Raw genomic sequence first — 11,934 nt, forward strand, 5'->3', positions numbered from 1 at the left:
AGTGACCCAGGGGTCACTCTCACAACTACGGGGCGTCAGATTCCCGCGGCCTTCTCGAGCGCGGCGAGCTCGTCGTCGAGGAAGGTGAGCAGGCGCTGCAGGTGCGGGACCGTGCGGCGGCAGCCGGTGATGCCGAAGCCCATGTTGCCGTCGTAGGAGGTGCACGTGATGTTGAGCGCCATGCCGTTGATCGGGATCGACAGCGGGTAGTTGCCGACGAGCTTGGCGCCGTTCCAGTAGTGCGTGGTCTTGGGACCGGGCACGTTGCTGATGATCAGGTTGTACGGCGACCGGATGATGCCCTGCATCTTCAGTGCCGGGCCGAGGATCGCCGGGGCCTGGCCGATGGCGCTCATCGCGAGGATCTGGGTCGGCGTCAGCGACTTTAGCGCGTCCTTGCCGTCCTTCATCGACTTGCGCACGGCCTTCAGCCGGTCGGCGGGGTCGGCCTGGTCGGTGCCGAGCCGCGCCATGACGGCCCCGACCGCGTTGCCGCCGTCGGCGGAGGGCAGGTGCGACTCCTTGGCCTTCAGCCCGATCGGCACCATCGCGACGAGCGGGGTGTCGGGGAGCGCGTCGTGCTCGAGCAGGTAGGTGCGGATCGCGCCGCCGCACATGGCCAGCACGACGTCGTTGATGGTGCCGCCCGTGGACTTGCCCACGGCGCGGATGCGCTCGATCGGCCAGTCCTGCGCGGCGAACCGGCGCGCGCTGGTGATGTTGCGGTTGAACATCGTGCGCGGCGTGTGGAGCGACAGTGTGGAGGTCTCGTTGCGCACGCCCTTCGAGAGCGTCTTGATGAGCGCACCGGGCATCCCCGCCGCCTCCGCGGTGACCCCGAGGGCGGTGCGCAGCGCGTCGGCGGGCAGGCCGGACAGGGTGCGCGCCGCGTCGGTCGCCGGGGTGTCCGACTCCGGCCTCGGCCTCGTGCGGATCGCCCGCTTGGCCCACGGCGCCGCCATGTCGCGCTCGTCGGGATCGGTGGACAAGGTGCTCTGCATCAACCGCATCGCGGAGATGCCGTCGACGAGCCCGTGGTGGATCTTGGTGTACATCGCGACCCGGCCGTCGGCGAGGCCCTCGATGAGGTGCGCCTCCCACAGCGGACGCTCCCAGTCGAGACGGGTGCTGTGCAGGCGGCTGCACAGGTCGAGGAGCTCGCGGACCCGGCCGGGGCTGGGGAGCGCGTTGTGCCGGACGTGGTGCTCGATGTCGAACTGGTCGTCCTCGCGCCAGAAGAGCTGGCCGGCCGTCTTCACCGACCGGTGGGGGTGCTTGTGGAAGAGCGGCATGACCTCATCGGCGCTGCTGATGGACGCCTCGTAGAGCTCGCGCACGAAGTCCGGGCCCGCGTCCTCCGGCTTCTCGTAGAGCTGGAGGCCACCCACGTGCATCGGCTGGTTCCGGCTCTCCGCGAGCAGGAAGGCCGCCGACGCGGGATCGATCGGCCTGGGCTTCGGCACTGAGACCACGGGGGCACCTTTCGTCGGTCCTGGGCGCCGATCCTCCCGCGCGGACCCCGCGGCCACAAGGGACCGCCCGGGGGACGGTCGTCGACGGGCCGCTCCGGGGGAGCGCGCATGAAGTACTGCGTCCGGTGGAAGGATGCCGCGCGTGAGCAACGTTCGGCCGCCGGCGCCACCGCCCCGGCCCGTCGCGCCACCGCCACCGCCGTCGCCCCCGCCTCCGCGCGGCGGCCTTCTGGGGCTGTGGGTCGGCCTCGCGGCGCTCGTCGTGCTCGTCCTGGGAGCGGCCGTGACGGTGGTGGTCCTCCAGCCGTGGGAGGACGACCCGATCGGCATGGTCGAAGGGGGGAACGGGGCCGACGCGCCGCCTCCCACCAGTTCGGTGGGCCTCCCGAGCCCGACCACCCCGCCCACGACCTCGGCGGCGCCCACGGCACCGAGTGGGCCGACAGACCCGCAGGACGACCCGGTCACCGCCGACCTCGACGGTGACGGGCTCGGCGACGCCGTCGCGGTGGTGGGTGTGCGGGGCGCGGTCACCCGGGTGCTGCTGACCAGCAACGGGAAGGGGTTCACGCCGAAGGCGGAGCCGCTGACGTCGTACCCGGACAGCACCTGGGCCGACTTCGACGGCGACGGCGGTCTCGACCAGGTGTCGTGGTCCTACCGGCTCGACGGGACCCTGGTGCTCACCTCCGACGATCTCGCGATCGGCGAGCAGGACCTGAGGCTCCGTCTCGACCGGCGGCAGCCCTACGCGACGCTCAAGGCGGGGGACTTCGACGGTGACGGCGTCGCCGACCTGATCGCCTACGGAGCGGTCGACCCGACCCACGTCGCCCTCTGGGTGCTGCGCAACACCGGCGGGCGCTTCGGCGCGCCGCAGCGGTGGGGCGCGATGGGAGGGACGACGTACTCCCTGACGACGGTGCTGCCCGCGGACTTCACCGGTGACGGGATCGACGACGTGGTGGTGCGGGTGCCCGTGTCCGCGTCGCGTCGTCATCAGCCCGTACGTCACGGCTTCGCGCTGCTCGCGTCGTCGGGCTCGGGGTTCGTGAGGGGTCCGCTCGAGCGACCGACGCCGTTCGCGGACGACGCGGACGCCGTCGTCGGTGACTTCGACGGCGACGGACGGCCGCGGATCCTGCTCCTCGGCGGCGACGACGGCCTCGCGGCGCAGTCGCTGCGCGTGCGTGGCACCCGTGTCGTGCGCGATCCGCGTCACGACGTGGCGGCCGGCGGGCCGGGCGACGTCGTGGACGCAATGGTGTCCGACGTCGACGGCGACGGCGCCGATGAGGTCGTCTACACCGCTGCGCGGGAGGGTTCGTACGACGGCTTCCGGGTGCTGGGGCTCGGCCGTGGCCGGCCGGACGGCCGGTGGGCAGCGACGCCGCACTGTCGCGGAGGCGGCTGCACCCTGTACTTCGAGAACGGTTACTGAGGAAGGGACCTGACATGACGACTGGCGGAGGCTCGGCGACGCCACCGGGTTGGTATCCAGGCGGACCTGGTGGGCCGGGCGCACCCGGTGGGCCGGGTGCACCGGGTGCACCGGGTGGGCCCGGTGGACCTGGCTGGCCGGCGTTCCCGCCCCCGCCGCCCGGTCCGCCTCCGCCGCCGCGTCGGTCCGGGCTGCTCGCGCTGTGGGTGGCGCTCGGGGTGGCGGTCGTCGTCGTGGTCGCCGTGATCACGGCGTTGCTGGTCGTCCAGCCCTGGTCCGGTGACGACTCGGCGGGCGGTGACGGTGGGACGACGGGCTCCACCGGGACCGAGGGCTCCTCGGGATCGACCGGCTCTCCCGGCCCGACCGACGGGGCCGGGCAGGCGGTCCGGGGCGACCTCGACGGCGACGGCCGCGGCGACGTGCTGGGCCGCTTCAACGGCGACTCCGAGCAACGGTTGACACTGACCAACGCGGACGGGTCGTTCGAGGTCGCGCGTGAGGGCGTCGCCGAGGAGGAGCACCTCGTCGTGGCCGACTTCGACGGCGACGGGAGCAACGACATCGGGTCGTGGACCGACGACAGCGGCACGCTGCGCCTCGAGGTCCCCGACACCGCGCTCCCGGCGCTCGCGCAGGACTTCGAGCTGTGGTTCAAGGTGCAGCAGGTCAACGCCGTCTTCGGCGATTTCGACGGCGACGGGCTCGTCGACGTGGCCGCCTACGGGCAGCAGCACCGCAGCCAGGTCTCGGTCTGGGTGCTGCACAACAACGGGGCCGGGTTCGACCCGCCGCAGAAGTGGGCCTCCCTCCCCAACGCCACCTACGGCTCGACGGTGCTGATCCCCGGCGACTTCAACGGCGACGGCAGTGACGACGTGCTGGCCGTCGTACCGGACCAGCCGCTGGCTGCCGGCGAATTCGACGACTACTACTGGTACGGCGACTTCGGGGTCGTGCCGCTGCTCGCGGAGCCCGACACCTTCGGGCGCGGCGGCATCACGACGGTCGACACGCAGCTCTACGACCAGGAGTACGCCGTCGGCGACTTCGACGGCGACGGCAAGGACACCCTGGTCGCCGACGACTACCTCAACAGCTCGTTCGTCCTCTACGAGTACGACGGCGACGGGCTGCGACCGACGGGCGCGACGCTCGACTACTCGATCTCCGGCGACGGCGTGATGGACGCGCTGGCGGTCGCCGACCTCGACGGCGACCGGCGCGACGACCTGGTCTTCACCAGCGTCGACGTCGACGACTACAGCTTCTTCGGCGCCTGGGTGGCGAGCGCGGACGACAGCGGCGGCCTGGCAGCCCCGCAGAAGTGGTCCGACCTGCCGGACTGTCCGACCGACTACTGCGAGGTGGACTACTTCCCGTCGGCGTAGCGGGTGACCGGCAACCGTCCACAGGCCGTGGCGTGCGGGTCGCTCTCCACAGGCGGACCTCGCGGACCGGCCTCCCGTCGGGCACCGCTCCTAGCGTGCCTGCCGTCGCCGGAACTCGTCCGGCGCGATTCTCGGGAGGTCCGATGATCCGTCTTGCCCGCCTGTTGCTCCTCGCCCTGGTGCCCGCCCTGCTCGCGGGAAGTGGCGCCGTCGCGTGGGCGTCGTCGCCGCACGCGACCCCGCACGACCCCGAGCCCTACGTCCCGCCCGCCCGCACGATCGTCCAGGTCGACGGCGACGCCGCCAACGGCTTCAGCATCAAGCACTACGACGGGTCGTGGACCTCGCCCCCGACCGACTCCGAGACGATCGCGGAGTGCAACGAGTACGACCGGCGCATCCAGCGAGTGCGCTGCCGGGTTCGGGCGCGGGCCTGGTCGCACGCGCTCGACGGCTTCAAGCAGACGACGCTCTACTACCGGTTCCGGGGGTAGTGGCTGGCACCATCGACGCATGACCGGTCCGGCGCGGTGGGTGCTCCACGTCGACCTCGACCAGTTCATCGCTGCGGTCGAGGTGCTGCGGCGCCCCGAGCTCGCCGGGCAGCCGGTGATCGTCGGCGGTCGCGGCGACCCCACCGAGCGCGGGGTCGTCGCGACGGCCTCCTACGAGGCGCGTCGCTTCGGCGTCGGCTCCGGCATGCCGTTGCGCACGGCAGCGTCGCGGATGCGCAAGGCGGGCGTGGAGGCCGTCTTCCTGCCGCACGACGCCGCCGCCTACGACGAGGCGTCGGCCCGCGTGATGGAGGTCGTCCGCCGCGTGGAGTGGGGCGGGGCGCCGGTCCTGGTCGAGGTGCTCGGCTGGGACGAGGCGTTCGTCGGTGCGGCGCCGGGCCACGGTGACCTCGACGACCCGGTGGCGGTCGCCGAGCGCATCCGGGCGGCGGTCCTCGAGTCGACCGACCTGCGCAGCGCGGTCGGCATCGGCGCCAACAAGCTCCAGGCCAAGCTCGCGACGGGGTTCGCCAAGCGCAGGGTCGAGGGCGCGCTCGCCCGGGAGGCCGGCTCGGGGATCGGCGAGGAGTCGGGCCCGGGCGGCCAGGAGCGCGGGCTCGGCACCTACACGATCAGCGACGAGACCTGGTACGACGAGATGGGCACCCGTCCGACGACCGCGCTGTGGGGCATCGGGAAGAAGATCGCCGCCCGGCTGGCCGCGCTCGGGGTCGAGACCGTCGAGGACCTGGCGCGCGCGGACCCGGAGCAGCTCGCCGCCCACCTCGGCCCGACCACCGGCCCGTGGCTGCGGCGCCTCGGCCGCGGCGTGGCCTCGGACGAGGTCGACCCGACGCCGTACGTCCCGCGCGGGCACGGCCGGGAGGAGACCTTCCAGGAGGACCTCACCGACTGGGCCGACGTCGAGCGCGAGGTCGACCGCATCGCCCGGCGGGTGGTCCTCGACATCGCGGAGGCCGGTCGGCCGGCGGTGCGGGTCGAGCTGAAGATCCGCTTCCGTCCGTTCTTCACGTTCACCCGGAGCCACAAGCTGAAGGAGCCGAGCGCGGACCCCGACCTGCTCGCCCGGGAGGCCGTCGCCCTCCTCGACCGCGTCGAGAAGGACCGTGCCGTCCGGCTGCTCGGTGTCCGGTTCGAGATGACCCCGCCCTAGCCGACGTCGCGCGGCACGTTGCTCTGACCGACGTTGCAGCGGCCGGTGGCGACCGTGCAGACCCCTATCTCTGCCAGGGATCTAGAGCGAGGCGCGGAGCTCCTGGACGACCGAGTCCACGACCGCGACCAGGTCGCCGTCGGTCCGCTCGGCGACCGCGCGCTGGCGTTGGTACGACGCCCCCCGGCGGGGGATCTCGAGCACCGAGGCGAGCTCGGCGGAGCAGCCGAGGCGCTCGGCGACGGGCTCGAGCCGGACGACGAGGTCGGCGAGGTCGTCGGTGACCAGCCGCTCGTTGGAGGCGGCGTCGAGGATGACGATGGCGTCGACGCCGTACCGGGCGGCACGCCACTTGTTCTCCTGGACGTGCCACGGCGGCATCGTGGGGAGCTGCTCGCCGGCGGCGCAGCGCTCGTCGAGCCAGACGACCAGGCAGTGCATGAGGGCGACGAGGGCGCCCATCTCGGTGAGGGTCGAGACGCCGTCGCAGATGCGGTTCTCCAGCGTCCCGTGGGCGACCGCGGGGCGCACGTCCCAACGGATCTCGGTGAGCTCCTCGATCACGCCGGTGACCTTCTGGTCGTGGACGAAGGCCTCGAACTCCTCCCAGCGCTCGAACTGGAAGGGCAGGCCCGCGGTCGGCAGCTGCTGGAACATCAGCGCCCGGTTGGACGCGTAGCCGGTGTTGACGCCGGCCCAGATGGGGGAGGAGGCGGAGAGGGCCTGGAGGTGGGGATACCAGTTGAGGAGCGCCGACAGCACGGGCAGGACCCGCTCCTGCGCGGGCATCCCGACGTGCACGTGCACGCCCCAGATCAGCATCTGCCGGCCCCACCACTGGGTGCGGTTGATGAGCTCCTCGTAGCGGTGGCCCTCGGTCAGCTGCTGCGCCGTCCACGACGCGAAGGGATGGGTGCCACCGCCGAAGAGGTCCAGGTCGAGCTCGTCACAGGCGGGGACGACGTACTCCAGCGTCTGCCGCAGGTCGGCGATCGCCTCGGGCACCGTGTGGCACACGTTCGTCACCACCTCGACCGTGTTGCGGAGCAGCTCCTTGTGGAGCCGACCCGGGTCCGGCATCCGCGCCTTCGCGCGGGCGAAGAGATGGGCGGCCTCGTTGCGCAGGTCGCGCGTGCGGCGGTCGACGAGGGCGAACTCCCACTCCACGCCCAGCGTCGGCTCGGGAGATCCGTGGAAGTCGATCCGCACGGGGCCAGCGTTCCACATGACACGATCGGTGACGTGGACACGCCCCTGGACCGGATGTGGACGCGCAGCCGGATGTCGGTGCGCGGGCGGGTGCAGCGCTGGCGCTCCAAGGGATTCGCCGTCGCGCAGTGCGCGGTCGCGGCCGGCGTGGCGTGGTGGGTCGCGACGGAGGTCCTCGGCCACGTCTCGCCGTTCTTCGCGCCGATCGCCGCGGTGGTGTCCCTCGGGACGTCGTACGGTCAGCGACTGCGTCGCGTCGTCGAGGTCGCGTTCGGCGTGGCCATCGGGGTGTTCATCGCCGACCTGCTCGTGCGCTGGATCGGCACGGGGGCGTGGCAGCTCGCGTTCATCGTGGCGCTCGCGATGTCGGCCGCGCTGCTGCTCGACGCGGGCATCCTCTTCGTCACCCAGGCGGCGGTGCAGTCGATCGTCGTGGCGACGCTCGTCCCCGATCCCGACGCCGCCCTCACCCGGTGGACCGACGCGCTGGTCGGGGGTGCGGTCGCCCTCGTGGCGGCGACCGTCGTGCCAGCGGCGCCGCTCCGGCGGCCGCGCGAGCAGGCGGCCGCGGTCGCCCGCAAGACCGCGGAGCTGCTGCGCGCGGCGAGCCACATGATGGTCGACGGCGAGCCCGACCCCGCGCTCGACCTCCTCGCCGACGCGCGGGCGACCGACCGGATGATCCGGGAGCTCCAGGCGGCGGCGGAGGAGGGCGTGTCCGTGGTCGCCTCCTCGCCGTTCCGCGTGCGGCACCGCGAGGGCATCCGCCGGATGGTCGAGCTCGTCGACCCGCTCGACCGGGCCCTGCGCAGCACCCGCGTGCTCGTCCGGCAGACGGCCGTAGCGGCCTACCGACACCGGCCGGTGCCGTCGTCGTACGCCGACCTCACCGCCGATCTCGCGCTCGCCGTCGAGGCGGTGGCCGACGAGCTCGCCCAGGACCGGATGGCCGTCGAGGCCCGGCCGGCGGTGCTCGCCGTGGGCGACGCGACCGGCCTCGTCGAGCGCGCCGAGTCCCTGTCCGGTGACGCGATCCTCGCCCAGCTGCGCTCGATCGTGGTCGACCTGCTGCTCGTCACCGGCATGGGCCAGCTCGAAGCGACGGACGCGTTGCCGCCGCCGCAACGGTGACGAGCAGCACTACCCGACCAGATCAAGAACATCCGTCTTGACCTTGTCAGTGAACGCTTGTTCTCTTAGTTGGCATGGCGACCACGATCCCGTGGGAACGGGTGCGGCAGGGTGCGTCCAAGCTCACGACGCCGCTCCTTCCCGACGACTACCTGCGACTGCTCAATCCCCTGTGGAGCTCTCGCGAGCTCCGCGGCAGGATCGAGAAGGTCATCCCTGAGACCGAGGACGCGGCCACGCTGGTGATCCGGCCGGGCTGGGGCTGGCACTACGACCACCGCCCCGGTCAGTACGTCGGCATCGGTGTCCAGGTGGAGGGCCGCTTCCAGTGGCGCTCCTACTCGGTCAGCTCGCCGCCCGAGCGGTCGAGGGGCACCATCTCGATCACCGTCCGCGCGATGCCCGAAGGGAAGCTGTCGAGCCACCTGGTCAGCGGCCTCGAGCCCGGCACGATCGTGCGGCTCGCGCTCCCCGAGGGCGACTTCGTGCTGCCCGACCCGCCGCCCCAGCAGATGCTGTTCCTGGTCGGCGGCAGCGGTGTGACTCCGGTGATGGCGATGCTGCGGACACTCGACCGCCGCGGCTCGATGCCTGACGTGGTCATGCACTACTCCTCCCCGACCGAGGACCGGATGATCTTCCGCGAGGAGCTCGACGAGCTCGAGCAGAAGCACGACGGCCTCACCGTGCACCGGCTGCACACCGACACCGACGGCATGCTCGAGATGAGCGACCTCGACAACATCTGCCCCGACTGGCGGGAGCGCGAGACCTACGCGTGCGGGCCGGGTCCGATGCTCGACGCCATCACCGAGCACTTCAAGGAGCAGGACCTCGAGGAGAAGCTGCACCTCGAGCGGTTCTCGCTCGAGCTCGGCGGTGAGGGTGGCGAGGGGGGCACCATCACGTTCCAGAACTCCGGCAAGACCGTCGAGGCCGACGGTGCGACGACCGTGCTCGAGGCCGGCGAGGAGGCCGGGATCGGCATGCCCTACGGCTGCCGGATGGGCATCTGCCACACCTGCACGCTGACCTTGATCAAGGGCAAGGTGCGCGACCTGCGCAACGGCGACGAGTACGGCAGCCCCAACGAGCCCGTCCAGACCTGCGTGACCGCCGCTGTCGGCGAGTGCACGCTCGACATCTGACTCCACAACGACAGGAGAGAACACATGGCGATCTCGGACGTCCGGGAGTACACCCACCTGACCGACGACGAGGTGGAGCAGATCGGGCGCGAGCTCGACGCGCTCCGCAAGGAGATCGAGGAGTCGCGCGGCGCGTCCGACGCGGCCTACATCAACCGCATGATCAAGATCCAGCGTGCGCTCATGGCCGCCGGCCGGGTCACGCTGATCGCGGGCACCCAGCTCAAGGAGACCCGCAAGCCCGCCTGGGTGCTGGGCGCCGGTCTGCTCGGGATGGGCAAGATCCTCGAGAACATGGAGATCGGCCACAACGTCATGCACGGCCAGTGGGACTGGATGAACGATCCCGAGATCCACTCCTCCAACTGGGAGTGGGACACCGCGCAGCCGGCCGAGCAGTGGAAGCACTCGCACAACTACATCCACCACCAGTTCACCAACGTCCTCGGCTACGACAACGACATCGGCTACGGCATCCTCCGGATGGCGCGCGAGCAGAAGTGGTCGCCGTACAACCTCGGGCAGCCGATCTACAACAGCCTGCTCGCGACCCTCTTCGAGTGGGGGGTGGCGCTGCACGACCTCGACATCGAGCGGATCCGCAAGGGCGAGAAGGATCCGAAGGAGATGAAGCGGCAGCTCAAGCAGATCTTCCGCAAGGGCCGCAACCAGGTCCTCAAGGACTACGTCGTCTACCCGGCGCTCGCGGGCAAGCAGTGGAGGTCGGTGCTGACGGCCAACGTCACGGCCAACATCATGCGCAACCTGTGGTCCTACATGATCATCTTCTGCGGCCACTTCCCCGACGGTGCGGTGCACTTCACCGAGGAGGAGATCGAGGACGAGTCGCGCTCGGAGTGGTACCTGCGGCAGATCCTCGGCTCCGCCAACTTCGAGGGGAGCCGGTTGCTGCACATCATCTCCGGCAGCCTGGGCTATCAGATCGAGCACCACATCTTCCCCGACCTGCCGAGCAACCGTTACCCGGAGATCTCCGAGCGAGTGCGGGAGCTCGCCGCCAAGTACGACATCCCGTACACGACCGGTCCGCTCTACCGCCAGTACGGCCAGGCGTTGCGCACGATCATGAAGCTCTCGCTGCCGAACAAGATGACGAAGAGCGACCAGCCCGAGGCGCCGACGCCGCCGCACGACCGCCGGCGCAAGTCCGACGAGGAGCGCCCCTCGCGCCGCACGGAGCTCGGAGGGTGGTCCCGCTCGCACTCCGAGGCACGCGGATGAGCGCGATGCAGACGCCGCACGGCATGACCGGCCCGTTCGCCTGGGACCCGTCCCCCGAGGGCGGTCTGGGCGAGCTGGTCGGTCGCCGGGTGACCCAGTGCGCGCTCAGCCGCATCTGCGGTGTGTGCGCCGAGTCGCTCGGCCGGCCGATCGTCTTCGTCGGGACGCCCGAGGAGGTGGGCCGCAACGCGTTCCACACCCCGCCGCTCCACGCGGAGTGCGCCGAGGCGCTGCAGCGCGACCCGGGCGCCGACGCGGACTGGCAGGTCGTCGCGACGGCCGGCTTCGAGTTCGTCCGCCCCGCGAAGGAGGACGTCGACCGCCGCCCGACCTTCCAGCCGAACTCCCTCCTCGACGCGCCCTCGGTGGTCGAGTAGTCCGAGCTGACCAGGGTCGCGGGCCTGGGGTGGGTGGGTACGTTGCGGGGTCTCGTGACGGTCGCTAGCGCGACCTCCTCGACCAGCGGGCGCGCTGCATTTGTCGAGTAGTCCGAATGCGGGGTCTCGTGACGGTCGCTAGCGCGACCTCCTCGACCAGCGGGTGTGCGGGGTCTCGTGACGGTCGCTGGCGCGACCTCCTCGACCAGCGGGTGCGCGGGTCTCGTGACGGTCGCTGGCGCGACCTCCTCGACCAGCGGGTGCGCGGGTCTCGTGACGGTCGCTGGCGCGACCTCCTCGACCGGCGGGTGGCTACTCGAGGAGGGAGCGGAGCCATGGCAGGTGGCTGCCGTCGTACGGCGGCGTGGCTGCGCGTACGGCGGCGAGCACGTCGGCTGCGGAGCGCTCCGCCATCGTGACCACCTCGGGCGGGTAGTTGAAGGCGATCTGGTGCTCGGCGAACTCGTCCTCGTCGTCGAGGAGGATGGTGCCGTCCTGGCGCTTGATGACGTCGAGGTCGAGGTCGACGGCGCGCAGGGTGGTGCCGTCCCAGACGGGAGGCGTGGACATGTCGACGTAGATGGCCGCCTGCGCGTGCTCGTCGTTGAAGCCGGCCAGGTGCGCGGCGCCGCCGGCGGGAACGAGGGTCACCGCGGAGAAGGTCGCGACGAACTCCATCCCGGGCCGGGAGTAGAACGTCCCGCGCGGGCAGCCGAGCCACTCTCCGTGCTCGTCGGAGCCGAGGTAGCGGCCGTCGTACTCCCAGTGCGGGCGGTCGCCCCACTTCGACATCACGACGCGGATGGGCTGGCCGGGAGTCACGTGCTGCTGTCTACCAGAGACGTGCCAGCATGG

11 protein-coding genes are annotated in these 11,934 nt (G+C 71.5%); 8 read left to right on the forward strand and 3 right to left on the reverse strand.

What is annotated here, in order from left to right; all coding sequences use genetic code 11:
* Positions 1-35: 35 nt before the first annotated feature.
* Positions 36-1,472: a WS/DGAT/MGAT family O-acyltransferase gene (locus tag ACAX67_RS05540; RefSeq protein WP_370702814.1), complete on the reverse strand. Its 1,437-nt coding sequence runs from the start codon at positions 1,470-1,472 to the stop codon at positions 36-38.
* A 142-nt stretch (positions 1,473-1,614) separates the two neighbouring features.
* On the opposite strand from ACAX67_RS05540, the gene ACAX67_RS05545 reads away from it, so the two are divergent.
* From ACAX67_RS05545 to ACAX67_RS05560, 4 genes are all read left to right on the forward strand, one after another.
* Complete coding sequence (locus ACAX67_RS05545) at positions 1,615-2,913, forward strand: FG-GAP repeat domain-containing protein (RefSeq protein WP_370702815.1); 1,299 nt, start codon at positions 1,615-1,617, stop codon at positions 2,911-2,913.
* 218 nt (positions 2,914-3,131) lie between these two features.
* Entirely contained in the window at positions 3,132-4,304 is a 1,173-nt protein-coding gene (locus ACAX67_RS05550) for an FG-GAP repeat domain-containing protein (RefSeq protein WP_370702816.1), read from the forward strand.
* A gap of 143 nt (positions 4,305-4,447) precedes the next feature.
* Positions 4,448-4,798, forward strand: a complete 351-nt coding sequence (locus ACAX67_RS05555) for a hypothetical protein (protein ID WP_370702817.1) — start codon at positions 4,448-4,450, stop codon at positions 4,796-4,798.
* A gap of 19 nt (positions 4,799-4,817) precedes the next feature.
* Positions 4,818-5,972 (forward strand): DNA polymerase IV, encoded by a 1,155-nt coding sequence (locus ACAX67_RS05560; RefSeq protein ID WP_370702818.1) that lies wholly within the window; start codon positions 4,818-4,820, stop codon positions 5,970-5,972.
* Positions 5,973-6,053: 81 nt separating this feature from the next.
* Here the strand turns inward: ACAX67_RS05560 and ACAX67_RS05565 are convergent, their stop codons facing one another.
* Entirely contained in the window at positions 6,054-7,181 is a 1,128-nt protein-coding gene (locus tag ACAX67_RS05565) for a glutamate--cysteine ligase (RefSeq protein WP_370702819.1), read from the reverse strand.
* 33 nt (positions 7,182-7,214) lie between these two features.
* On the opposite strand from ACAX67_RS05565, the gene ACAX67_RS05570 reads away from it, so the two are divergent.
* The 4 genes from ACAX67_RS05570 to ACAX67_RS05585 all read left to right on the forward strand — a co-directional run bounded on the left by ACAX67_RS05570 (position 7,215) and on the right by ACAX67_RS05585 (position 11,079).
* The gene (locus ACAX67_RS05570) at positions 7,215-8,312 is read left to right on the forward strand and encodes an FUSC family protein (protein WP_370702820.1); all 1,098 of its coding nucleotides are present in this window, start codon (positions 7,215-7,217) and stop codon (positions 8,310-8,312) included.
* Positions 8,313-8,386: 74 nt separating this feature from the next.
* Entirely contained in the window at positions 8,387-9,460 is a 1,074-nt protein-coding gene (locus ACAX67_RS05575) for a ferredoxin reductase (RefSeq protein ID WP_370702821.1), read from the forward strand.
* A 24-nt stretch (positions 9,461-9,484) separates the two neighbouring features.
* Positions 9,485-10,702: a fatty acid desaturase family protein gene (locus tag ACAX67_RS05580; RefSeq protein WP_370702822.1), complete on the forward strand. Its 1,218-nt coding sequence runs from the start codon at positions 9,485-9,487 to the stop codon at positions 10,700-10,702.
* On the forward strand, positions 10,699-11,079 hold the full coding sequence (locus ACAX67_RS05585; protein ID WP_370702823.1) for a hypothetical protein: 381 nt from the start codon (positions 10,699-10,701) through the stop codon (positions 11,077-11,079). Before ACAX67_RS05580 ends, ACAX67_RS05585 begins: the two co-directional genes overlap by 4 nt.
* A 312-nt stretch (positions 11,080-11,391) precedes the next feature.
* Here the strand turns inward: ACAX67_RS05585 and ACAX67_RS05590 are convergent, their stop codons facing one another.
* Entirely contained in the window at positions 11,392-11,901 is a 510-nt protein-coding gene (locus ACAX67_RS05590) for a DUF402 domain-containing protein (RefSeq protein ID WP_370702824.1), read from the reverse strand.
* Positions 11,902-11,934 lie beyond the last annotated feature (33 nt).

This window comes from Nocardioides candidus (assembly GCF_041321175.1).
Taxonomy (GTDB): domain Bacteria; phylum Actinomycetota; class Actinomycetes; order Propionibacteriales; family Nocardioidaceae; genus Nocardioides.